23 protein-coding genes are annotated in these 23,071 nt (G+C 69.9%); 8 read left to right on the forward strand and 15 right to left on the reverse strand.

All coding sequences use genetic code 11. The features are described from left to right. Positions 1 to 21: 21 nt before the first annotated feature. The 4 genes from QSK15_RS04885 to QSK15_RS04900 form a co-directional block, all read right to left on the reverse strand. Positions 22 to 1,947 (reverse strand): ABC transporter ATP-binding protein, encoded by a 1,926-nt coding sequence (locus QSK15_RS04885; protein WP_377619995.1) that lies wholly within the window; start codon positions 1,945 to 1,947, stop codon positions 22 to 24. Between the two features lie 179 nt (positions 1,948 to 2,126). Beyond that, positions 2,127 to 3,860: an ABC transporter ATP-binding protein gene (locus tag QSK15_RS04890; protein WP_285793074.1), complete on the reverse strand. Its 1,734-nt coding sequence runs from the start codon at positions 3,858 to 3,860 to the stop codon at positions 2,127 to 2,129. Beyond that, on the reverse strand, positions 3,854 to 4,336 hold the full coding sequence (locus QSK15_RS04895; RefSeq protein WP_030328938.1) for a MarR family transcriptional regulator: 483 nt from the start codon (positions 4,334 to 4,336) through the stop codon (positions 3,854 to 3,856). Before QSK15_RS04895 ends, QSK15_RS04890 begins: the two co-directional genes overlap by 7 nt. 25 nt (positions 4,337 to 4,361) lie before the next feature. Further along, the gene (locus QSK15_RS04900; RefSeq protein ID WP_285793075.1) at positions 4,362 to 4,808 is read right to left on the reverse strand and encodes a DoxX family protein; all 447 of its coding nucleotides are present in this window, start codon (positions 4,806 to 4,808) and stop codon (positions 4,362 to 4,364) included. An 83-nt stretch (positions 4,809 to 4,891) separates the two neighbouring features. On the opposite strand from QSK15_RS04900, the gene QSK15_RS04905 reads away from it, so the two are divergent. After that, on the forward strand, positions 4,892 to 5,452 hold the full coding sequence (locus QSK15_RS04905; RefSeq protein WP_285793076.1) for a TetR/AcrR family transcriptional regulator: 561 nt from the start codon (positions 4,892 to 4,894) through the stop codon (positions 5,450 to 5,452). An 86-nt stretch (positions 5,453 to 5,538) separates the two neighbouring features. Here the strand turns inward: QSK15_RS04905 and QSK15_RS04910 are convergent, their stop codons facing one another. After that, on the reverse strand, positions 5,539 to 6,978 hold the full coding sequence (locus QSK15_RS04910; RefSeq protein WP_285793077.1) for a GuaB1 family IMP dehydrogenase-related protein: 1,440 nt from the start codon (positions 6,976 to 6,978) through the stop codon (positions 5,539 to 5,541). Positions 6,979 to 7,134: 156 nt separating this feature from the next. After that, complete coding sequence (locus QSK15_RS04915) at positions 7,135 to 7,731, reverse strand: LysE/ArgO family amino acid transporter (protein ID WP_285793078.1); 597 nt, start codon at positions 7,729 to 7,731, stop codon at positions 7,135 to 7,137. A 70-nt stretch (positions 7,732 to 7,801) separates the two neighbouring features. Between QSK15_RS04915 and QSK15_RS04920 the strand changes: the two genes are divergently transcribed. After that, positions 7,802 to 8,695 carry a LysR family transcriptional regulator ArgP gene (locus tag QSK15_RS04920; RefSeq protein WP_285793079.1) on the forward strand — a complete coding sequence of 298 codons (894 nt, stop codon included), beginning with the start codon at positions 7,802 to 7,804 and terminating at the stop codon, positions 8,693 to 8,695. 19 nt (positions 8,696 to 8,714) lie between these two features. Here the strand turns inward: QSK15_RS04920 and QSK15_RS04925 are convergent, their stop codons facing one another. After that, complete coding sequence (locus tag QSK15_RS04925; RefSeq protein ID WP_285793080.1) at positions 8,715 to 10,466, reverse strand: acetyl/propionyl/methylcrotonyl-CoA carboxylase subunit alpha; 1,752 nt, start codon at positions 10,464 to 10,466, stop codon at positions 8,715 to 8,717. Between the two features lie 150 nt (positions 10,467 to 10,616). Here QSK15_RS04925 and QSK15_RS04930 point away from each other — a divergent pair, with 150 nt between their 5' ends. The 3 genes from QSK15_RS04930 (at position 10,617) to QSK15_RS04940 (ending at position 13,082) form a co-directional block, all read left to right on the forward strand. Next, positions 10,617 to 11,228, forward strand: a complete 612-nt coding sequence (locus tag QSK15_RS04930) for a PadR family transcriptional regulator (RefSeq protein WP_285794336.1) — start codon at positions 10,617 to 10,619, stop codon at positions 11,226 to 11,228. A 121-nt stretch (positions 11,229 to 11,349) separates the two neighbouring features. Continuing rightward, complete coding sequence (locus QSK15_RS04935) at positions 11,350 to 12,309, forward strand: ATP-binding cassette domain-containing protein (protein ID WP_285793081.1); 960 nt, start codon at positions 11,350 to 11,352, stop codon at positions 12,307 to 12,309. A gap of 17 nt (positions 12,310 to 12,326) precedes the next feature. Beyond that, entirely contained in the window at positions 12,327 to 13,082 is a 756-nt protein-coding gene (locus QSK15_RS04940; protein WP_285793082.1) for an ABC transporter permease, read from the forward strand. 237 nt (positions 13,083 to 13,319) lie between these two features. Here the strand turns inward: QSK15_RS04940 and QSK15_RS04945 are convergent, their stop codons facing one another. The 6 genes from QSK15_RS04945 to QSK15_RS04970 all read right to left on the reverse strand — a co-directional run bounded on the left by QSK15_RS04945 (position 13,320) and on the right by QSK15_RS04970 (position 18,246). Beyond that, positions 13,320 to 13,973, reverse strand: coding sequence for an O-methyltransferase (locus QSK15_RS04945; RefSeq protein WP_285793083.1), 654 nt, complete (start codon positions 13,971 to 13,973; stop codon positions 13,320 to 13,322). Then, positions 13,970 to 14,680: a Maf family protein gene (locus QSK15_RS04950; protein WP_285793084.1), complete on the reverse strand. Its 711-nt coding sequence runs from the start codon at positions 14,678 to 14,680 to the stop codon at positions 13,970 to 13,972. The genes QSK15_RS04945 and QSK15_RS04950 overlap by 4 nt, the downstream gene beginning before the upstream one ends. A 324-nt stretch (positions 14,681 to 15,004) precedes the next feature. Further along, positions 15,005 to 16,177, reverse strand: a complete 1,173-nt coding sequence (locus QSK15_RS04955) for a S8 family serine peptidase (RefSeq protein ID WP_285793085.1) — start codon at positions 16,175 to 16,177, stop codon at positions 15,005 to 15,007. Further along, complete coding sequence (locus tag QSK15_RS04960; protein ID WP_285793086.1) at positions 16,174 to 17,544, reverse strand: coiled-coil domain-containing protein; 1,371 nt, start codon at positions 17,542 to 17,544, stop codon at positions 16,174 to 16,176. Before QSK15_RS04960 ends, QSK15_RS04955 begins: the two co-directional genes overlap by 4 nt. After that, complete coding sequence (locus QSK15_RS04965; RefSeq protein ID WP_285793087.1) at positions 17,541 to 17,999, reverse strand: hypothetical protein; 459 nt, start codon at positions 17,997 to 17,999, stop codon at positions 17,541 to 17,543. The genes QSK15_RS04960 and QSK15_RS04965 overlap by 4 nt, the downstream gene beginning before the upstream one ends. Positions 18,000 to 18,090: 91 nt before the next feature. Beyond that, on the reverse strand, positions 18,091 to 18,246 hold the full coding sequence (locus QSK15_RS04970; RefSeq protein WP_449892211.1) for an acyl-CoA carboxylase epsilon subunit: 156 nt from the start codon (positions 18,244 to 18,246) through the stop codon (positions 18,091 to 18,093). A gap of 129 nt (positions 18,247 to 18,375) precedes the next feature. Between QSK15_RS04970 and QSK15_RS04975 the strand changes: the two genes are divergently transcribed. Then, the gene (locus tag QSK15_RS04975) at positions 18,376 to 20,409 is read left to right on the forward strand and encodes a serine/threonine-protein kinase (protein WP_285793089.1); all 2,034 of its coding nucleotides are present in this window, start codon (positions 18,376 to 18,378) and stop codon (positions 20,407 to 20,409) included. Positions 20,410 to 20,474: 65 nt separating this feature from the next. Continuing rightward, positions 20,475 to 20,702, forward strand: coding sequence for a hypothetical protein (locus QSK15_RS04980; RefSeq protein WP_030328904.1), 228 nt, complete (start codon positions 20,475 to 20,477; stop codon positions 20,700 to 20,702). A gap of 83 nt (positions 20,703 to 20,785) precedes the next feature. Here QSK15_RS04980 and QSK15_RS04985 read toward each other — a convergent pair whose 3' ends face one another. Together QSK15_RS04985 and QSK15_RS04990 are read right to left on the reverse strand one after the other, a co-directional pair. Beyond that, positions 20,786 to 21,538 carry a GH25 family lysozyme gene (locus QSK15_RS04985; protein ID WP_285793090.1) on the reverse strand — a complete coding sequence of 251 codons (753 nt, stop codon included), beginning with the start codon at positions 21,536 to 21,538 and terminating at the stop codon, positions 20,786 to 20,788. 125 nt (positions 21,539 to 21,663) lie between these two features. Continuing rightward, positions 21,664 to 22,215 (reverse strand): Uma2 family endonuclease, encoded by a 552-nt coding sequence (locus tag QSK15_RS04990; protein ID WP_285793091.1) that lies wholly within the window; start codon positions 22,213 to 22,215, stop codon positions 21,664 to 21,666. Positions 22,216 to 22,316: 101 nt separating this feature from the next. On the opposite strand from QSK15_RS04990, the gene QSK15_RS04995 reads away from it, so the two are divergent. Next, a complete protein-coding gene (locus QSK15_RS04995; RefSeq protein WP_285793092.1) occupies positions 22,317 to 23,060 on the forward strand; it encodes a M50 family metallopeptidase in 744 nt (247 codons plus the stop codon). Positions 23,061 to 23,071 lie beyond the last annotated feature (11 nt).

Raw genomic sequence — 23,071 nt, forward strand, 5'->3', positions numbered from 1 at the left:
CTGTGCGCATGGCGGTCCGCCCTACACCGACGCCGGTTGCGCGGCGGGTTCCTCGTCGACCACCGCAGCGGTGAACTGTGAGCGGTAGAGCGCGTGGTACGCCCCCTGGGCGGCGAGCAACTGCTCGTGGGTGCCCTGCTCGACGATCCGACCGTTCTCCATCATCAGGATCAGGTCGGCGTCGCGGATGGTGGAGAGCCGGTGCGCGATGACGAAGCTGGTCCGGTCCGAGCGCAGCGCGGCCATCGCCCGTTGCAGCAGCACCTCGGTGCGGGTGTCCACCGAGCTGGTCGCCTCGTCCAGGATCAGCAGGGACGGTTCGGCGAGGAACGCCCGCGCGATGGTGATGAGCTGCTTCTCGCCTGCGCTGACGTTGCTGCCCTCCTCGTCAATGACCGTGTCGTAGCCGTCGGGCAGACTGCGCACGAACCGGTCCACGAAGGTGGCCCGGGCCGCGGCGAGGATCTCCTCCTCGGTGGCGTCCGGCCGTCCGTAGGCGATGTTGTCCCGGATGGTGCCGCCGAAGAGCCAGGTGTCCTGGAGCACCATGCCGATCCGGCCGCGCAGGTCGTCGCGGCGCATCGTGGTGATGTCCACCCCGTCGAGCGTGATCCGGCCGGCGTCCAGCTCGTAGAAGCGCATCACCAGGTTGACCAGTGTGGTCTTGCCGGCACCGGTCGGGCCGACGATGGCCACTGTGTGGCCGGGCTCGGCGACCAGTGACAGGTCGTCGATGAGCGGCTTGTCCGGCTCGTAGCGGAACGACACGTGCTCGAACTCCACCCGACCGTGCGGGTCGGTGACCCGGGCCGGTTCGACCGGGTCGGGGGTCTGCTCGTCCGCGTCGAGCACCGCGAAGACCCGCTCGGCCGAGGCCACCCCGGACTGGAGCAGGTTGGCCATCGAGGCGAGCTGGGTGAGCGGCTGGGTGAACTGGCGGGAGTACTGGATGAACGCCTGCACGTCGCCGAGGCTCATCGTGCCGGAGGCGACCCGCAGCCCACCGACCACGGCGATCGCCACGTAGCTCAGGTTTCCGATGAACATCATCGACGGCATGATGATCCCGGAGATGAACTGCGCCCCGAAGCTGGCCCGGAACAGCTCCTCGTTCTTCGCGTGGAACGCGGCCTCGACCTCACGCTGCCGGCCGAAGACCTTCACCAGCTCGTGACCGGTGTACGCCTCCTCGATCTGGCCGTTCAACTCGCCGGTGTGCGTCCACTGGGCGATGAACTGCTTCTGCGAGCGCTTGGCGATGCGCTGGGTGACCAGCACCGACAATGGCACCGCGACCAGGGCCACCAGGGCCAGCACCGGCGAGATCCAGAACATCACGGCCAGCACCCCGATGACGGTCAGCAGCGAGGTGAGGAGCTGGCTGAGGGTCTGCTGGAGGCTGGTGGAGATGTTGTCGATGTCGTTGGTGACCCGGCTGAGCAACTCACCGCGCGGCTGCCGGTCGAAGTAGGGCAGCGGGAGCCGGTTGAGCTTCTCCTCCACCTCGGCGCGCAGTCGTAGCACCGTGCGCTGGACCACGCCGTTGAGCAGCCAGCCCTGCCACCAGGACAGCAGGCTCGCCGCCAGGTAGAGCCCGAGCGCCAACAGCAGCACCCGACCCAGGGCGCTGAAGTCGATGCCGACCCCGGGCACCACGTCCATCCGGGCCAGCATGTCGGCGAAGCTGTCGTTGCCGCTGGCGCGGGCCGCCGCGACGGCCTGGTCGGCGGTGGTGCCGGCGGGCAGTTGCCGGCCGATCACCCCAGTGAAGATCAGGTCGGTGGCGTGGCCGAGGATCTTCGGCCCGGCCACGCTGAACCCGACGCTCACCACGGCCAACGTGATGATCGCGGCCAGGTGCAACCGGTGCGAGCGCAGCCGGCCGAGCAACCGTCGGGCCGACGGGCCGAAGTTCATCGACTTCTCGGCGGGCATCCCGGCGCCCATCCACCCCGGGCCGCCGCCCTGACGGCCGGGCGGCAGCCGCTTCGGCGTCCGCGCCTCCCCGCCGGGCTGCTGCGCGGCGTCGCCGCCGGGCTGTTGTGGCGCGTCGCCTCCCGGCGTCCGCTGGTCGCCGGCCGGCTTCTGACTGGGTACGGCCGCGGTGCGCGGTTCCTCACGCTCGCTCATGCGGCCACCTCCGTCGTCTGCTGCGAGGCCACGATCTCGGCGTACGTCGGGCAGGTCTCCAACAGCTCGGCATGTCGTCCCACTCCGACGACCCCTCCGTTCTCGAGAACGATGATCTGGTCGGCGTCGATGATCGTGGAGACCCGCTGGGCCACGATCACCACCGCGGACTGCGCGGTGACCGGCCGTAGTGCCGCTCGCAGCCGTGCGTCGGTGCCCAGGTCGAGCGCGGAGAACGAGTCGTCGAAGAGGTAGATCTCCGGTTGCCGGACCAGGGCCCGGGCGATGGCGAGACGCTGCCGCTGTCCACCGGAGACGGTGGTGCCGCCCTGGGCGATCGGGGCCTCCAGCCCGCCGGGCATCTGGGCCACGAAGTCCCGGGCCTGGGCGATCTCCAACGCCGTCCACAGCTCCTCGTCGGTGGCGTCCGGGTTGCCGTAGCGCAGGTTGCTGGCGACGGTCCCGGTGAACAGGTACGGCCGTTGCGGCACCAGGCCGATGCGTCGCCACAGCTCATCCGGTGCCAGTTCCCGCACGTCCACCCCGTCGACCAGCACCGCGCCGGCGGTCACGTCGACCAGGCGGGGGATCAGCGACAGCAGTGTCGTCTTGCCCGCGCCGGTGCTGCCGATGATCGCCGTGGTGGTGCCCGGGGTCGCCCGGAAGGAGATGTCACGCAGCACCGGCTCCACCGCTCCCGGGTACTGGAAGCGCACTCCGCGCAGCTCCAGCTCGGCCCGGCCGGGCAGTTCGGTGACCGGCGCGGTGGCCGGAACCACCGAGGAGTCGGTGTCCAGCACCTCGACGATCCGTTCGGCGCAGACCGCCGCCCGCGGCACCATCATCAGCATGAAGGTGGCCATCATGACCGCCATCAGGATCTGCATCAGGTACTGCAGGAACGCGGTGAGCGCGCCGACCTGGATCGCACCGGCGTCCACCCGCTGCGCGCCGAACCAGAGCACCGCCACGCTGGAGACGTTCAGCACCAGCATGACCACCGGGAAGATCAACGCCAGCAGTCGACCGGTACGCAGCGCGGTGGCGGTCAGGTCGGCGTTGGCGACGGCGAAACGGTCCGTCTCGTACGGCTCGCGGACGAACGCGCGGACCACCCGGATGCCGGTGATCTGCTCCCGCAGCACCCGGTTGACCGTGTCGATGCGGGTCTGCATCAGCCGGAAGCCCGGCACCATCCGGCGGATGATCGCGCCGAGGGCGATGGCCAGCACCGGCACGCTGACCAGCATCAGCCAGGAGAGCCCGACGTCCTCACGCAGCGCCATGAACACCCCGCCGACGCTCATGATCGGTGCGGCGACCAGCATCGTGCAGCTCATCAGCACGAGCATCTGCACCTGCTGCACGTCGTTGGTGTTGCGGGTGATCAGTGACGGTGCCCCGAACCGGGCCACCTCGCGGGCGGAGAAGCGGTTGACGTGCCCGAACAGCTCGGCGCGTACGTCCCGGCCGAAGCCCATCGCGACCCGGGCGCCCAGGTAGACGGCGGCGATCGAACAGACGATCTGGACCAGGCTGACCAGCAGCATCCAGCCGCCGGTGCGCACGATGTAGTCGGTGTCGCCCCGGGCCACGCCCTGGTCGATGATGTCCGCGTTGAGGCTGGGCAGGTAGAGCGAGGCCATGGTGCCCACGAACTGGAGCAGCACCACCGCCAGCAGCGGTTTCTGGTAGGTGCGCAGTTGGCCGCGCAGGAGTCGGATCAGCACGCCGGGTCCTCCGCTTCGGTGGGGCGTCCGGTCATCCGCGGGTCGTCTCCGCTGCCGATGACCTCAAGCAGAAACTCCCGGATCACCTGGGCTTTCGCCGGGTCGGCGTCGACCGAGGTGAGTGGCCGTCCGGAGTGCATGAGCGCGCCGAGCGCAGCCACTCGTTCCCGCCCGGCGGGGGTGATGGCTAGTCGGATGCTGCGCCGGTCGCTGTCGTCGCGCTGCCGCTCGACCAGACCGTCGCGTTCGAGGGTGTCGACGATGCCGGTGAGGGTCGCTGGGCGGACGAACCCCTTCTCGGCGACCTTCCGGTGGGGTAGCTCGCCGTGTCGGGCGAGCGTCATCAGGGTGATCATGCCGGCCTGGGTGAGGCCGTGCTCCTCGGCGAGGTAGCGGTTCCACCGCTGCCCGACGAGGTGCCCGGCCACCACCAGGAGCCGACCGAGCGGCACGTCCTGGAGGGTGATGAGTTCCACGAGGGGTAGATTAGCCCCCTGATAGTCAGGCACCAAACGAAATTACCGTGGCAGCGGCCACGAACAGGATCTGCAGGGCGGTGCGCGGGGCCAGCGGGGTGACCGGGCGGCCGGCGAGGGTCAGCTGGCGACGGGCGGCCGAGACGTTGGCCGGGAACATGGCGAGCATGAGCAGGCCGAGTCCGGCCGCCGCCACTCGGGCGGTCGCCGGCAGCAGCAGGCCGATCGCACCGACCAGCTCCAGTACGCCGGTGACGGTGACCAGCAGCTCCGGCCGGGGCAGGCGGGGCGGGACCATGGCGATCAGTCCGGCCCGCCGCTGGCCGGCGAAGTGCGCGACGGCGGTCAGCGTGAACATCACGGCCAGTCCGACACGCAGTGCGGGGAGCCAGCCGTCCAGTGCGGCGACGCCGGCCAGGCCAGCGAGCCGGGCCAGGGCGGTGCCGGCGATCAGGGCGATCAGGGGTGCCATCGGAATCCTCCTCAACAAAACTTGTCAGTGACAAGATTCGTTGAGAAGTGGCATCTTGTCAATGGCAAGATTAGGATTCGGGGGTGACCGACACGCGCTCGTACCATCACGGCGACCTGCGCCGCGCGCTGCTCGCCGCGGCGCTGGAGGCCATCGAGGAGGTCGGGCCGGTCGCGCTGAGCCTGCGCGACCTGGCCCGACGGGCCGGCGTCTCGCACGCCGCGCCCGCCCACCACTTCGGCGACAAGGCGGGCCTGCTCACCGCGCTCGCCACACAGGGCTTCGACCTGCTGACCCAGACGTTGACCGAGGCGGATGGCGACCTGCTGGAGGCCGGTGTCGCCTACGTCGACTTCGCCGTCACGCGCCGCGCGTACTTCGAGGTGATGTTCCGGCCCGAGCTGCACCGGGCCGACGACGCCGAGCTGATCGCCGCCCAGGGTCGGGCTGGCGCCGCGCTCCGCGCCGGGGTGGCGACGCTACCCACCGGCGGCACGCCTGCCGACCCCGGCCGGGACGCGCTCGCCGCCTGGTCGATCGCACACGGCTTCGCCACCCTCTGGCTGGCCGGCGCACTGCCCGACCGAGTGGGCGACAACCCCCGCGAGGCAGCCCGCACAGTCCTCCGCCGACTGACAACCTAAACCCCGCCCCTCCTTCGTTGATCATGAAGTTGTTGCCACGACACGCCGACGCGAGAGGCAACAACTTCATGATCAACCAGAGGGGGTTACCAGCTGGTGGGGAGGGGCATTCCTTCGGTGAAGCCGGCGGCGCTCTGCACGCCGACGATCGCCCGCTCGTGGAACTGGGTGAGGTTCCGGGCGCCGGCGTAGGTGAAGGCGCTGCGTACCCCCGCGATGATCTCGTCGATCAGGTCCTCGACGCCCGGTCGGGCCGGGTCCAGGTGCATCCGGGCCGACGAGATGCCCTCCTCGAAGACCGCCTTACGGGCCCGGTCGTACGGGCTGTCGTCGGCGGTTCGGGCGCTGACCGCCCGGGCCGAGGCCATCCCGAAGCTCTCCTTGTACCGCCGGCCGTCCACGTCGGTGTACAGGTCACCGGGGGACTCGTAGGTGCCGGCGAACCAGGAACCGATCATCACGTTCGACGCCCCGGCGGCGAGCGCGAGCGCCACGTCCCGGGGGTGCCGCACCCCACCGTCGGCCCACACGTGCCGGCCCAGTTGGCGGGCGGCCGCCGCGCAGTCGAGCACGGCTGAGAACTGCGGCCGACCCACGCCGGTCATCATCCGGGTGGTGCACATCGCGCCGGGGCCGACGCCGACCTTGATGATGTCCGCACCGGCCTCCACCAGGTCGCGTACGCCCTCGGCGGTGACCACGTTGCCGGCCGCCACCGGCACCCCCGGGTCCAGCTTGCGGACCGCCTGGAGTGCGGAGAGCATCCGTGCCTGGTGGCCGTGGGCGGTGTCCACCACCAACGTGTCCACCCCGGCCTCCAGCAGCGCCGAGGCCTTGCCGGTGACGTCACCGTTGATTCCGACGGCGGCGGCGATCCGCAGCCGACCCCGGTCGTCCACCGCCGGCGTGTAGAGGGTGGCCCGCAACGCGCCCTGCCGGGTCAGTACTCCGACCAGTCGACCCTCGGCGTCCACCACCGGGGCGAGTCGGCGACGGCCCGCCGAGAGCAGATCGAAGCCCGTACGCGGATCCGAGTCCGCCGGGACGGTGTGCAGCTCGGTGGACATCACGTGCCGCAGCTGGGCGAACCGGTCCACGCCCGTGGTGTCCGCCTCGGTGACCACACCCATCGGCCGGCCGGCGTCGTCGACCACGATGACCGCACCGTGCGAGCGCTTGGGCAGTAGGTGGATGGCGTCGCCCACGGTGTCGGTCGGGCCGAGCGTGATCGGCGTGTCGTAGACGAGGTGGCGCTGTTTCACCCAGGCGACGACATTCGCCACCACCTCGATCGGAATGTCCTGCGGGATCACCGCGATGGCACCCCGGCGGGCGACCGTCTCCGCCATCCGCCGTCCGGCGACTGCCGTCATGTTCGACACCACCAACGGGATGGTGGTGCCGGTGCCATCGCCGGTGGACAGGTCGACGTCGAGCCGGGAACCCAGGTCGGAGCGGGCCGGCGCCATGAAGACGTCGGTATAGGTCAGGTCGTGCGCGGGGACCGCGCCGTGAAGGAACCGCACCCGGCAATCATTCCCGCTCGCGGTCAGTTCCACCGCCGGTGGTCGTGGAAAACACTCGCATCGTCGCTGGCTGGCCCGGTCGGCGCCCGCCCGCACGGTCTGGCCGCAGGCGCGCCTGGCCCGGGTGGCCTGGTCGTTCTCCGCCGGCAGGGCCGGTCAGCCCAGCAGGAGTGCCACGGCCAGGCCGGTCATCACCACGGCGATGACCGCGTCCAGCACCCGCCAGGCGGCGGCACGGGCGAGCAGCGGCGCGAGGCGCTGCGCGCCGACGCCGAGCGCGGAGAACCAGACCCCGCTGGCCAGGGCGGCCCCGGCGCCGAAGACCCACCGGTGTGGGTGTTGTTGGGCCACCCCGCCGAGGAGCAGCACGGTGTCCAGGTAGACGTGGGGGTTCAGGTAGGTGAAGGCGGCGCAGGCGAGCAGTGTGGCTCCCAGGGTGGCCGGCGGCCGCTCGGTGGGCAGCAGGGTGCCGGGACGCAGGGCGCGGCGGGCGGCGAGCCCCGCGTAGCAGAGCAGGAACGCCGCGCCGCCCCACCGGATCGCCATCAGCAGGCCCGGTCGGGCCGTCACCAGCGTGCCGACCCCGGCGACGCCCGCGGTGATCAGCAGCGCATCCGATACGGCGCAGGTCAGCACCACGGGTACCACGTGCTCGCGGCGCAGACCCTGGCGCAGGACGAAGGCGTTCTGAGCGCCGATGGCGACGATGAGCGCGATGGAGATCGAGAAGCCGGCGACGGCGGAGGTGAGCACGGACTCGACGCTAGGGCTGTCGGTGATAAGCAGTCCAACTAAAGATTCTGACGCAACTTAAGCTGAGCTGATGGATGGTCTCGATTCGACGCAGCTGCGGACGCTCGCGGCGGTGGTGGCGGAGGGCAGCTTCGACGCGGCGGCCCGGCTGCTGCACGTCACGCCGTCGGCGGTGAGTCAACGGATCAAGGCGTTGGAGGAGACCGTCGGCCAGGTGCTGGTCCGCCGTGCCCGACCGTGCGTGGCAACCGACGCCGGCCGTCCGCTGCTGCGCCTCGCCGGCCAGCTGCTGCTGCTCGAACGGGAGGCGCTGGCCGATGCCCGCGGCCCGCTGGCCGGCGGTGGCCGGATCCGGGTCGCCGTGGTGGTCAACGCGGACTCACTGGCCAGCTGGTTCCCCGCCGTGCTGGCCCGGTTGCCGCAGCGGGCCGGGCTCTCGTTCGACCTGCGGCAGGACGATCAGGACCACACCGCCGAACTGCTCCGCGACGGGTCGGTGACGGCGGCGGTCACCGGCCAGCGGGAGGCCGTGCAGGGCTGCCGGGTGCTGCGACTCGGCGCCATGCGCTACCGCGCGCTGGCCACACCGGAGTTCGCGGCGTCCCACTTCGCCGCGGGATTCACCGCCGCCACGCTGACGAGCGCGCCACTTGTCGTCTTCGATCGGAAGGACCGGATACAACACCGCTTCATCCGGGCGGTGGCCGGCCGGGCGCTCGACCCGCCGGTGCACTACGTACCGTCGGTGCCGGCGTTCAGCGAGACGATCCGGCTCGGGCTGGGCTGGAGCCTGGTGCCGGAACAGATCGCCCAGGCCGACCTGGCCGCCGGCCGCTGGGTCGACCTCGCGCCAGGCCGACACCTCGACGTCCCGCTGTACTGGCAGCACTGGCGGCTGGAGTCCGATGTGCTGAACGCGCTGACCGCCGCCGTCCGCGCGGTCGCCACCGAAACCCTGCGCTGACTGCCCGCCGGACGACGGCTCAGGCGATGGTGCAGATGGCGGCGCCAGCGGTGATCACGGCACCGACCTCGGCGCTGAGACCGCTGACCGTGCCCGCCTTGTGCGCGTGCAGCGGCTGCTCCATCTTCATCGCCTCCAACACCACGACCAGGTCACCCTCGGCCACGGTGTCGCCGTCCGCGACCGCGATCTTCACGATGGTGCCCTGCATCGGCGAGGTGAGTGTGTCGCCACCGACCGGAGCGCCGGCCTTGGCACCGCCCCCGCGCCGGGTCGGCTTGCGGGAGGCGGGTGCCGCGGTGGTCGTACCCCCGCCGAAGCCGGCGGGAAGGCTGACCTCGAGGCGCTTGCCGCCCACCTCGACCACGACGGTGTCGCGGTCGGCCGGCGCCTCGGCGGCGCCGGCGGCGGCGGTGAACGGCGGCACGGTGTTGTGGAACTCCGTCTCGATCCACCGGGTGTGCACTGTGAACGGCTCGGCGGTGAACGCCTCGTCCCGCACCACGAGCCGGTGGAACGGCAGCGCGGTGGCCATGCCGTCGAGGACCATCTCGTCCAGCGCGCGGCGGGCGCGCTCCAGCGCCTCGGTCCGCGTCTCACCCGTGATGATCACCTTGGCGAGCAGTGAGTCGAAGTTGCCGCCGATCACGTCGCCGGCCGAGATGCCGGTGTCGACCCGAACCCCCGGCCCGCTGGGCAGGCGCAGTGCGGTGACAGTGCCCGGGGCGGGCAGGAAGTTGCGGCCCGGGTCCTCGCCGTTGATCCGGAACTCGATCGCGTGCCCGCGCGGGGTCGGGTCCTCGGTGATCCGCAGCTTCTCGCCGTCGGCGATCCGGAACTGCTCGCGGACCAGGTCGATGCCGGCGGTCTCCTCGGTGACCGGGTGCTCGACCTGAAGGCGGGTGTTGACCTCCAGGAAGGAGATGGTGCCATCGACGCCGACCAGGTATTCCACGGTGCCGGCGCCGTGGTAGCCGGCTTCGCGGCAGATCGCCTTGGCACTGTCGTGGATCTGGGCGCGCTGGGCGTCGGTGAGGAACGGCGCGGGCGCCTCCTCGACGAGCTTCTGGTGGCGTCGTTGCAACGAGCAGTCCCGGGTGCCCACCACGATCACGTTGCCGTGCTGGTCGGCGAGGACCTGCGCCTCGACGTGCCGGGGCTGGTCGAGGTACCGCTCGACGAAGCACTCGCCCCGACCGAACGCGGCGACCGCCTCCCGGGTGGCCGACTCGAAGAGCTGCGGGATCTCCTCCATGGTGCGGGCCACCTTGAGGCCGCGCCCACCGCCACCGAAGGCGGCCTTGATGGCGACCGGCAGGCCGTGGTCGACGGCGAACGCCATCACCTCGTCCGGGCTGCCCACCGGGTCCGGGGTGCCCGGGACCAGCGGCGCGCCGGCCCGCTGGGCGATGTGCCGGGCGGTGACCTTGTCACCGAGGTCACGGATGGCCTGTGGGGTGGGGCCGATCCAGGTCAGCCCGGCGTCGATGACGGCTTGGGCGAAGTCGGCGTTCTCACTGAGGAAGCCGTAACCCGGGTGTACGGCGTCGGCGCCGGCCCGAGCGGCGACGTCGAGCAGCTTGTCGATGCGCAGGTAGGTCTCGGTCGCGCTGTCCCCGCCGAGCGCGTACGCCTCGTCCGCGAGGGTGGCGTGCAGGGCGTCGCGGTCGGAGTCCGCGTAGACGGCGACGCTGCCCAGGCCGGCGTCGCGGCACGCGCGGATCACCCGGACGGCGATCTCGCCGCGGTTGGCGATGAGTACCTTGCGCACCTTCGTGGCTCCTCCCGGGCAGGTTACTGACGGGGAGTGTATCGGCCGCCCACGGCCGCCCTAACGATCGCTCAGTGTGGGATGCCGCACTGCACCCGGCACGGTTTAGTCAAACTTGGCTATTACGCTTGTCCGGTGTCTTCGACTCGGATGATGATTCTCGGTCTGGTGCGGTGGATGCAGCCCGTGCACGGCTACGACGTGCGCCGCGAGCTGTTGAGCTGGAGCGCCGACAAGTGGGCGAACGTGCAACCCGGATCGATCTATCACGCCCTGCGCAAGCTCACCGAGGAGGGGCTGCTCCGCGCCGTGGCGACCGAGCAGGTCGGCGCCCGCCCGGCGCGCACCACGTACGAGGTGACCGTCAAGGGGGAGGACGAGTTCGAGACGCTGTTACGCAACTCCTGGTGGACCATCAGCGAGCCCCCCGACCCGTTCGTGGCGGCCTTCTCCTTCCTGCCGGCCATGCCACGGGACGAGGCGGCCGCCGCTCTGCGCAACCGCGCCAACCAGCTGCGGGCGGGCATCGAGTCGATGCGCGCCTCGCTGGATTCGGACTGGGTGCGCAACCGCAAGCCGGCACACGTGGGCTGGATGTTCGAGCTGTGGTCGGCGCGGGCCGAGGCGGAGATGAGCTGGTGCGAGCGGATCGCGGAGCGCATCGATTCCGGTGTGTCGTACCTGCCTGCTGAGCTGGATGAAGCGCAGGGTTGGTCAGGGTGGAGGGATGGCGCGGAGCGGCCCGATGCCGACGCGAAATAATCAACGTTGACTAAGAAAGCTATATCGCGTTAGCCTGCTGGCGGCACAGCGGGGGAGTGCGCCGTCCGGCGTCGTCCCACTCGACGGCCGGCGCTACCGGCCCGAACGACCAGGAGCAGAAATGATCGAGACCAGGGGGCTGCGGAAATCGTTCCGCTCCCGCGCAGGTCGAGAGACGAAGACGGTGGACGCCGTGCGGGGCGTCGACCTCGACGTCGCCAAGGGCGAGATCTTTGGCTTCCTCGGCCCGAACGGCGCCGGCAAGACCACCACGCTGCGGATGCTCGCCACGCTGATCGAGCCGGATGGCGGCGAGGCCACCATCGCGGGCGCCGACCTGCGCAAGGACCCGGCCGAGGTGCGCCGCCGCATCGGGTACGTCCCGCAGGGCGGCAGCACCTGGGACGAGTCCACCGCCCGTGAGGAACTGGTGCTGCACGCCCGGATGTACGGCATCAGCAAGGCCGACGCGCAACGCCGCGCCGCCCGCGCCCTGGACGCCTTCCAGCTCACCGAGTACGCCGACCGCAAGTGCAAGACCTACTCCGGCGGCCAGCGACGCCGGGTCGAGATCGCCCTCGGCATCATCCACGAGCCGAAGATCGTCTTCCTGGACGAGCCGACCACCGGCCTCGACCCGCAGAGCCGCGCCCACATGTGGGACGAGATCCGGCGGCTCCGCGGCGACGGCATGACCGTCTTCATCACCACGCACTACCTGGACGAGGCCGACGCGCTCTGCGACCGGATCGCGATCATGGACAACGGTGAGGTGGTGGCCGAGGGCACCCCAGCCGAGCTCAAGCGGGAGATCTCCGGAGACGTGGTGCTGGTCGGTCTCGACCTGGCCGCCACCCCCCAGGCCGCCCAGGCACTCGACGGCGAACCGTACGTCAACAAGCTGGAAACCGCCGACGAGGGCGGCCTGCGCCTCTATGTCGACGAGGGCGCCACCGCCATCCCGCAGGTGCTGCGCCGACTCGACCACGCCGGGCTGGAGCTGCGCTCGATCGAGCTGCACCGACCCAGCCTGGACGACGTCTTCCTCACCAAGACCGGCCGCTCGCTGCGCGAGTCCTGACCCCGGAGACGACTCTCATGAAATTCGCCCGTGACACCTGGCTGATCTTCCAGCGCCAGACCCAACTCCTGCTGCGCAACCCGGTCTGGGTCTTCGTCGGCGTCTTCCAGCCGGTCATGTACCTGCTGCTCTTCGCCCCGCTGCTCAAACCCGCACTGAACGCACCCACCCAGGCCGCCGCTTACAAGATCTTCGTACCGGGCCTGCTGGTGCTGCTGGCCATCTTCGGTGGCCTGTTCCAGGGCTTCGGCCTGATCGCCGAGCTGCGGGCCGGCGTCATCGAACGCTCCCGGGTCACCCCGATCAGCCGGCTCGCCCTGCTGCTCGGCCGCTCGCTGCGCGACGTCGTCTCGCTCCTGGTGCAGGCGGTCATCATCACCCTGCTGGCGCTCCTGTTCGACCTGCGGGTGTTCATCGGGGACCTGCTGCTGGCGTACCTGATGCTCGCCCTGATCGCCCTCATGACCTCGGCCGTCTCCTACGGCGTCGCCCTCAAGGTCAAGAGCGAGGACGCGCTGGCCCCACTGATGAACACCGTGGCGCAGCCGGTGCTCCTGCTCTCCGGCATCCTGCTGCCGCTGACCTTCGCACCCGGCTGGTTGCAGGGCATCGCCAACTGGAACCCGTTCTCCTGGGCGGTCGACGGCACCCGGTCGCTGTTCGCCGGTGACCTGGGCAGCGACAAGGTCTGGCAGGGCCTCACCATCACCGCGGTCCTCGCCGCGCTGGGCGTCTACTGGGCCGCCCGCCAGTTCGCCCGCAGCGTCCGCTGACGTTCGTCGTTCCCGCACAACGGGGTGTCCCTGGTCGAGGGGTACCCCGTTGTGTGCGTTCGGCGGCCGGCACTCGGTTGCCGGCTTTGGGTCGGTGGCGGCCGGCGTTTCGTGGTTTGTCGGCGGCCGGCGTCTGGTGGGTGGCGGCGGGGTTTGGTTTGTTGGCGGCGGGGTTTGGTTTGTTGGCGGCGGGGTTTGGTTCTTGGCGGGCGGCCGGCGTGTAGTGGTCGTCGGCGGTCAGCGGACCCGGGCGAGGGTCAGACCGTCCGCGATCGGCAGCATCACCGGGTCCACCCGTACGTCGGCGAGGACCTCGTCGTTGAACGCGGCGATGGCCCGGTCACCTTCGTCCTGCGGGGCGATGACCCGCCCACCACGCAGCACGTTGTCGACGGCGATCACTCCACCCGGGCGCATCCGGGGCACCAGCTCCGCCCAGTAGATCGGGTAACCGGTCTTGTCCGCGTCGATGAACGCGAAGTCCAGGTGCCGCTCGTGCGGCAACTCCCGCAGCCCGTCCGCGGCCGGGCCGATCCGCAGGTCGATCAGATCCTGCACGCCGGCGCGGGCCCAGTAGCGGCGGGCGATGCCGGTGAACTCCTCGGAAATGTCGAAACAGGTCAGTCGCCCGCCCTCGGGCAACCCGCGGGCGATCGCCAGCGACGACAGCCCGGTGAACGTGCCGACCTCGACGGCCTGCCGTACGTCGAGCAACCGGGTGAGGAACGTCAGGAACCCGGCCTGCTCCGGCGCCACCTGCATCGAGGCGTGCTCCGGCAGCACCGACCGGGTCTCCTCGGCCAGGTCCCGGATGATCTCGTCCGGCGGGGAGCCGTGTGCGACCAGATAGGCGTGCAGCTCGTCGGTGAGCGGGATCGACTTGGTGGTCATGACCGGACGTTACCGAGCGGCTCGCCGGATTGGTCGCCCGCCTCGACAGGTTGGCCGCCCGGCTCGACGGATTGGCCGCCTGGTGCGACCTTCGTCCACAGGTCGGTGATCCGCAGATCCAATTCGGCGAGGAGTCGGCGCAGCAGCGGCATCGACAACCCGACCACCGTGCCCGGGTCACCCTCGATCCGCTCCACGAACGGCCCGCCCAGCCCGTCGATCGTGAACGCGCCGGCCACCGCCAACGGCTCACCCGTGGCCACGTACGCGGCGATCTCGTCGTCACTGATATCCGCGAAATGGACCGTGGTCGACGCGACCGCCTCCGCCCGCCGCCCCTCATCAAGATCAATGAGACAGTGCCCGCTGTGCAGCACACCGCTGCGCCCGCGCATCCGCCGCCACCGCCGGGTCGCGTCGGTCGCATCGTCAGGCTTACCGAGGATGTCCCCGTCGAAGGCCAGCACCGAGTCGCAGCCAATCACCAACGTCCGCTGATCAGCGGACGGGTTCAGCCGGCTCACCACCGCCTGCGCCTTCAGCCGCGCCAACTCCAGACACAGATCCTCGGCCCGCTCGGTCACCACCAGGGACTCGTCCACCCCGCTGACCAGCACCTCCGGCTCAACACCGGCAGCCTGGAGCAACTTACGACGGGCAGGGCTCGCTGAAGCGAGCACGAGGCGGAGCGGCAAAGTCTCAGACACGAGCCCGACGTTACCGCCCAACCCCCACCAGGCCCGACACCCCGCCCGGCGCCCCCGCCGATGCCGCCCCAACGGCCTCGGTGGTCCGGGGCCTTGGCGGCCGGCGGTCGTAGCCCCGCCGGCACCCGTGATCCACTCGCCTTTCAGAAAAACGCGCTATCCCATCGCCCCGGACACAGCGATTTCCTGAAAGCCGAGTGGATCACCGCCTAGCCGCCCTCATCCAGCGCGAAAATCCGTTAGGTGTCAGTGATGTAGGCCCATCCCGCGGCCCGAGACACCCCGACATCAAGAAACCCGAGTCGATCAGCGCCTCGTGACCGATCACCGACTGATTCTGGGCGGCGGATCATCACCACGACGGCGACGTCGCGCTATCACCATCCATCCCACCCCGGCGGCCACGATCACGCCAAGAGTGGCCAGGCCACGCACGGTCGAGCCATCATCCTGACCACCCGGCTGAGCGGCAGCCGTCGTGGTCGGGCCAGCACCGGCCGGAGCGCTCACCGATTCAAACCCCAGCGGCGGTACGTCTGCCGTCAGCGCCGCCACAAGATCGATCACTCCATAGCCGTACTCGTCGTCGCGCCCAGGAGGGCCCTTGTCGACGGCGGTAGCCGTGAGCCGGTGCGCTACCTCTCGCGCCGGGAGGTAGGGGTACTTCGACCTGATCAGTGCGGCCGCGCCCGCCACGATCGCGGTTGCGTCAGAAGTTCCAGTCCCTTTGCGGTACTTGCCGTCGATGCTCGTGCTGTAGATGTCGACGGCCGGCGCAACTACGTCGATATCGGGACCAGTCACCGAGACGGCAGCGCGAGTGCTCGATCTGTCGACCCCGCCCACGGCTAGGACGCCATCTTCGGAGGCGGGATAACCAACCTCGGTGTCCGCTGGTCGATTACCCGCAGCTGCGACGACGACGATATTCGCGAGAATTGCTTCCCTGATTGCACGACGTAGGGTAGGGCTGGATCCTCCCGAACTGGAGATGCTGATCACGTCAACTCCGGAGGAAACCGCATAGTCGATTGCTCTGCCGAGATTGTCTGGGCTGCTCTGGTTGTCGGGTGTCGAGGAAATAATTGGCAAGATTTTAGCCTTCGGTGCAATGCCTCGAGCTCCGCGGCCTCCTTCTTGGCCATGAGCGGCGATAAGGCCTGCCATTCCCGTGCCGTGACTATTTTGATCGCCCTGGCCATCGCCGCCCACTCCTGCCTGAGTTAGGTCAGCACCACGAAGGAGATTGCCCTTCAGGTCGGGGTGAGGGTAAACCCCCGTGTCCGGTACTGCCACAGTGACGCCCTCGCCCTGACTGATTCTGTTGGCTTCTTCGGAGGCTAGGGTTACCAAATGCCACTGGTCGGCGCGGATGCGATTCCGGCCATCGTCGGGTGGCAGGCCGGGCTGTCTAACACCGGCAGGAGCAGGGGGGAAGGCGATAACTGCAACGAGTGTCAGGACCGCTAGGGAGGCGTGTGCGTTCAGCCCTCTCACCGGTCGATGCCGATTGCCGGTCCTGGGTCTATTGGCCCTTCGTCGTCAGTAGGGCGGACCACTGGACGAACTCCCTGCTGGGTTTCCCAAGGATTGTCCGGATCCCAGCGATCCACCTCTTTCGCATTTCCGCCGTTCCGGCTAGGGTAGTCGGTTCTGTTCATCCCGGAACGCCAAGGCCCTGGGGCTCCGCCGATCGGAGGCATTCCCTGTGTTTGAGAAAATCCCCTTCCGGCGGAAGGGCGAGATCCGGCCGCACCGGTAGGGGCAGTTCCGGCGCCACCGCCGCCAATTACGCCCCCAACCGGGTTAACGCGGCGTGGAGGAACGCTGTTGCTGTCGGGCTGACGGGGCAGCGACCCGGGAACGCTTCCGATAACCCCTCCTGGTGGCATCACTCGCGTCGGATCCGGCCCGGGTCCGCGAGACGGGACGCTTGAGCCATTCGAACCAGGACGTCCGATCGGTCCCGCCGGTTGATGGCTAACCGGCGTATGGGTGGCAGTAGGCGGAAGGACGGGTGGTACGCCCGAAAAGGTAGGGGGAGGGGATGCGTTGGATGCAGGGTTGGGTTGCGCGACCGTGGTTGGGCTCAGCGGAGTTCCTGCGCCAGTCCCGTTAAGAATCGGACCATTGCCGGTCGCTATAGGAACTGGTGCGGCTGCGGTGTGCTTGGGAGAGGAGAGGGCGGCGTTCGTCTTTGATGAAATAGGTGCTGGAAGGATTGGCGGAATGATGGGTGCTGGAGTGATGCCATACACATCCGGGTTAGAAACATCCTTACCGGCCTGCGGACGCGCTGCAGGTGGTTTTTGGAGGGTTGCTTGGGCTTGTTGGAGTTCGCCGCTCAGGCTGAACATCATCGACCGGGCCTGCGCGTTCAGCTGTTCCAGTTCCCCATCGGCAACAGGCGGTTGGGTGGCCCGGTTGCCCATCACCGCCTTCGGGTCGGCGACCATCGCCTCGTACGCCTGTTTCTGCTGGTACTTGGTCGCGTACTCCTCATGGATCTTGCGGAGTGCGGCGCGGGTGGTGCCGATGGCCTGGGTGGCGGCGGAGAGGGCGGTGTAGTTCGCGGCGGCGGCGTCGTGGGTGCGTTGCACCTTGTCGATGAGTTCGTCGAGTTCGGCGAGGTAGGTGCGGGAGGCGGCGCTGGTTTCGGGGGGCCATGCTTCGGCGAGACCGCGTCGGTACTGCTGGAGGCGGCCGAGGTGGGTTTGCGCGAGGTCGCAGACCTTGCGCCAGCCGGCGACCTGCTTCCAGTGGTTGGCGGTGTCGTGGTCCTGCAGGCAGGCCCACATGCTGTTGACGTCCATGAGGTGCCAGTCGGTGAGGCCGGAGGTGCGGCCGGTGCCCCGCTCGATCACGGCAGCACCACCGGTCCTTCCGCGTCAGGGCTGGTCGGGTCGGTCAGCAGCGCAGTGGGGCCGCCGGGCAGCATGTTCAAAGGGTTGGCGAGGGCTTGTTGCACGTCCACCACTCGGGCGGCGGTGAAGGCGTCGCTGTCGGCGTAGTGGGTGGCGACCTGGTCGGCGGCGGCGGCGAGGTGGCCGGTGGCGCCTCGGACGGCGTACACCATGTCGGCGGTGGCCTGCTGCGTCTCGTGGTGCGCGTGCAGGAAGGTGACCAGCTCGATGAAGGCGTCACAGGGGTTGGGCAGCTTCGCGGACATGTCTTCGGCGATGTACGACAGGTGCGGCGCGTAGTTGCGCTCGACGTCGGCGGCGAGCCGGTCGGCGAACTCTCTGAGCTGGCTGATGTCGGCTTCGATGCCGCCGTAACCGCGTAGCCAGGGTGCTGGCCGGTCCTCTTCGGGGATCATGGATCCTCCCTACCCGTAGCGGCACCGTTTCCCTGAGTGAGGTTAACGGCTCAACGCCACCCTGGCAGCCCCCGTACGGCAGGTCTCGGGGTCAGCGGGGCAGGCCGGCGGCGCGCCAGCCGCGGGAGCTGCCCGGTCGGCCGCTGCGCGCCCAGGCGGACGGGGCTGTCGGCGCGGGGGCGGCGGCCGGGCGGGACCGGATGATGATGGCCCCCACCAGAGCGGCCAACTCCTCGGCGGTGGGCACGCCGCGGACGACCCGGAACAGCGGCTCTTCGGCAGACATGCCGTCAGGGTACGCGCCGCGAAGTTACCCGAAGCGCACAGTGGCGTGCCGGCGGTGTGAGCGTCAGCGGGTCCGGGTACCGTCTCACCGATGTCGAACGCGCTTCCCCAACTCGTCGCTGACCGATACCGGCTCCTGTCGCCGCTCGGCCAGGGCGGCATGGGCCGGGTGTGGAAGGCGCGCGACGAGGTGCTGCACCGGGACGTCGCCATCAAGGAGTTGGTGCCGCCGCCCGGTCTCACCGATGAGGAACGCCGCGAGATGCGCGAGCGCTCGCTGCGGGAGGCGCGGGCCATCGCCCGGCTCAACCACGCCAATGTCGTCCGCATCTTCGACGTGCTGCGCACCGACGGCGATCCGTGGATCGTCATGGAGTACGTGGCGTCGAAGTCGTTGCAGGACACGCTCGCCGAGGACGGGCCGGTTTCGGTGGCCCGCACTGTGGAGATCGGCCTAGGTGTGCTGGGAGCGCTCAGCGCCGCGCACAAAGCGGGTGTCATGCACCGCGACGTGAAGCCCGGCAACGTGTTGCTCGGCGAGGACGGCCGGGTGGTGCTGACCGATTTCGGTCTGGCCACGATCCCCGGCGACCCCAACGTGACCCGCACCGGCATGGTGCTCGGCTCGCCCGCGTACATCTCGCCGGAGCGGGCCCGAGACGGCACCGCCGGTCCGGAGGCCGACCTGTGGTCGTTGGGCGCGACGCTCTACGCGGCGGTCGAGGGCAAGTCGCCGTACGCCCGCCCGTCGGCGATCGGCACCCTGGCCGCGTTGGCCACCGAGCCGATTCCGCCGCCGAAGAACGCCGGTCCGCTGAAGGCCGTCCTGAACGGGCTGCTGCGCAAGGACCCGAACGAGCGGATCACCGCCGAGGTGGCGGAGCGGTTGCTGCGCCGCGCCGGAGGCAAGCGGTCGCGCGGGATCTCACTGCTTGATGGCGTACGCCGGCCTGGGCCGAACGGTCCGCGCGAGCCGCGCCTGCCGGTGGTGCCGGCCCCGCGACCTGCCGCGAGTGTCGACCGGCCGGTGTCGCCGCCGCCGGCCGCCGCCGCGACCACCTCCGCCGCCACCCCGGCCGCTGATGCGACGCCGACGGCTGTGGTTTCCTCCGGTGCGGCCGCCGACCCGACCGCTGTGGTGTCCGCCGAGCCGACAGCAGCGGCACCGGCAGAGCCGACCGCCACGATCGACCGCCCCTCCGAGGCGGACCCGAGCGGTGCTGAGCGGACCGGTGCCGAGCCGACCGGTGCCGAGCCGACCGCGACGGTCGCGGCCGCGCCCGACACGAGCGGCGACGGTACGACGAACGGCGACGACGAGCCGACGGTGGTCGACGGGCCGCCGGTGGCCCCGGAGCAGCGGAAGCCGACCACGCCGACGTCGCTGATGCCGCCGGTGGGTCCGGCCGGCCGCGCGCCGGTGCCGCCCTCGGATGGCACGAAGCCGAACAACACCCGCCGCAACGTGCTGATCGGGGCGCTGGTCGCCCTGTTGCTGATCGGCCTCGCGGTGGTCGTCCCGATGCTGACCAGCGGCGACGGCGACAAGACCCCGCAGGCCGACCCGACCGGTGCTGCCGCCACCTCGGCGCCCGCGCCGACCTCCGCTGCCGCGCCGCCGCCCACCAGTGGTGCGCCGACCCCGTCGGCCTCGGCCACCCCCTCGGTCGACCCGAACGCGCTGCCGGCGGGCTGGAAGCTGCACAAGGACCCGGAAGGCTTCACCCTGCCGATCCCCGATGGTTGGGTGCGCCGAGACGCTGGTCGGAACACTGTCGTCTTCGACGAGTCCAACGGGCCGGGGGAGCTGCTCGTCCAGTGGACCTCCACGCCGAAGAAGGACGCATACGCCGACTGGAAGAGCATTGAGGGCGGCCGCAAGAATGAAGTCAACAACTATCAGTACCTGAACATCGTGCGCTGCAACTTCTGGAAGACCTGTGCGGACTGGGAGTGGCTGGAGACCCGGGACGGGCAGCGGATCCACGTCCGTAACCGTGGGTTCGTGACGGCCAGCAACCGCGGCTACGCCCTGCGGTGGGAGATCGCGGAGAAGGACTGGCAGGCCAATCTGCCGAACTTCGACCGGATCGCCAAGGGCTTCGTGCCCGACCGTAAGGACTGAAACTCATTCGCATGACCTTCCGTCGTCCGGGGTAATTGACCTTCGACGACGGAAGGAGGCACGACATGGGTTACCGACGGAGGGACACTCGGCCCCGGCTGGCACTGTGGATGCTCGTGGCGCTCGGCGACGCGATTCTGCTGCTGGTCAGCGCGGGGGTTTCGGTGCTCGTCGCACTGCTCGGCGTCGTGATCGTTGCCGGCCTTGGCGTTGCTGCCTGGCGGATGACCCGCAGGGGCGCGCTCGCTCGCGAGGACGCCGTGGTGCCGGCCCTGAGCCGGCGGCGGGCTTGACCCGTAACCGATGGTGTGGCGGCAGCCGGACCGATTGTCGACCGTCCTGGTGACCGTCGATCCCGCTGCCGCCAACAGTCCGATCAGGTGTTGTTGGCCAAAGCGATCAGGCGGCTCCGGTCGCCGTTCCAGTAGTTGCGGTCCACGTTGCCGCTGATCCCGGAGACCGCGCCGGTGCTGGTGTACTGCCAGAAGCTCCACACCGACGCGCCGGCCGGCAGCGTGCCCGGCGCGCTCGCCCAGCGGGCCAGCCAGAGCGGGTGGTTCGCCCACGGGCCGGTCCAGCTGCCGGTGCACTGGTTCCACCAGCTCGTGGTGGTGTAGATGACCGCGTACCGGCCGGTGCGGGAGCGGTAGGTGTTCAGGAAGTCCTGGATCCAGTTGCGCATCCCCGTGGTGCTGAGCCCGTAGCAGTAGCCGCCGCTGTACGGGTTGCCCTCGACGTCCAGCGCGGCCGGCAGGGTGCGGCTGTCCGCGGACCAGGCGCCGCCGTTGGACGCCAGGTAGTTGGCCTGGGTGGAGCCGGCGGAGATGTTCGGGCGGGCGAAGTGGTACGCCCCGCGGATCACCCCGGCGTTGTACGCGTTGACGTAGTTCGCGTTGAAGTTCGGGTCCTTGTAGCTGGTGCCCTCGGTCGCCTTGATGAAGGCGAACTGGATGCCCGCGTTGCGGACGCTGGTCCAGTTGATGCTGCCCTGGTAGTGGGACACGTCGATGCCGGGTGTGGTGGCTGCGGCCGCCGGTCCGGCGGTCGCTACCAGGGCCGCCGCCGCGGTGGCGAGGACGGTGAGGCCGGCCGCGAGTGCGCGGCGCAGCGTTGATGAGGTACGGGCCATGAGTGCCTCCAAGGACGTCGCTCTATCGACGCCCATCATTGGAGGTAAGTGCCCTAGATCGCAAGAGTGACTGAAAAAAGCTTCAACGGATGGGCGTGCAGGACCGCTGGCCGAGGCGGGACGGGTCAGCGCAGTGTCGCCGGGTCGAGCTGCCAGCGGAACGGTTCGACGACGGTCAGCGTCTCGCCGGGCTTGGCCACCTGGTCCTCGACGTAGTGCTCACCGTCCAGCCGGAACAGCCGCAACGAGTGACCGTCCCCGTCCTGCTCGACAAGCAGGTACCAGGGGATTCGCGCAATGGCGTAGAGCTGCATCTTGAGCAGACGGTCGGCGGCGGCGTTACCCGGCGAGACGACCGCCCCGACGAGAGACACCCGCTCGGAGTCGAGATACGTGCCGTCGTCGTCGGCGTCGGTGACGACGAGATCCGGAATCACGACCCGGTCGACGCCGAGTCGGACGTTGATAGCGTCATAGACCAGGAAACCGCGAGGCTCCGCTGCTGCCTCGATGCTGTTCGCCAGCCGACGCGACACCCGCTGGTGCCGTCGGCTCGGGGCAGGGCTCACCAGCAGGCTCCCGTCGAGCAATTCGATCCGATCAGGGGTCTCGCCCAGGGCGAAGTAGTCGGCTTCGGTCCACAGGCCGACGTGCGGCTCCAGGGGGGCAGTGCTCACCGACGTTCACCTCCCGCTTCACTCGCCACCCGATCAGTCTCACAGGATACGAGCCGGTGCCTCGAGAGCGACACGGAACGCCGCCGGTAGGCTCGCGCCCCATGATGTCGATCGACGGGCTGGGCGAGAAGTGGGACACGTTGTTCGGCGCGCAGCCGGACCCGCCTGCGCTGCTGGTGCTGATCACCGGGGCGGTGGCGCTGGTGGTGGTGTCCACCCGGCTGCCGTGGCGGATCGCCCGTAACGCCATCACCATCGCGCACGAGGGTGGGCACGCCCTCGTCGCCCTGCTCACCGGCCGCAAGCTGCGCGGCATCCGGCTGCACTCGGACACGTCGGGTTTGACGCTCTCCGCCGGCCGTCCCACCGGGCCGGGCATGATCCTCACCCTGCTCGCCGGGTACGTCGCCCCGCCGTTGGTCGGGCTGGCCGGCGCCTGGCTGCTCGGCGGCAACCGGATCACCCTGCTGCTCTGGGTGGCGGTGGCGCTGCTGCTGGCCATGCTCGTCATGATCCGCAACGCCTTCGGCGTGGTGTCGTTGCTGGTCACCGGCGCGCTGGTGTTCGCCGTCTCGTGGTACGCGACGCCGCAGGTCCAGGCCGCCTTCGCGTACACCGGGGTGTGGTTCCTGCTGCTCGGCGGGGTGCGGCCGGTGGTCGAGCTGCAACGGCTGCGCTCCCGGGGCCGGATGCCCGCCTCCGACGCCGACCAGCTCGCCGGGCTCACCCCGTTCCCGGCGTTCTTCTGGGTGAGCGTCTTCGCCCTGGTCAACCTGGCGGCGCTGATCGCCGGCGCGCTCCTGCTCGCCGGCCCGTTCCTCACCGACGCAGGCCTGACCGGCTGACGGGAGGCGGA

The organism is Micromonospora sp. NBRC 107095, from assembly GCF_030269705.1.
GTDB classification, from domain to species: Bacteria; Actinomycetota; Actinomycetes; order Mycobacteriales; family Micromonosporaceae; genus Micromonospora; species Micromonospora parva.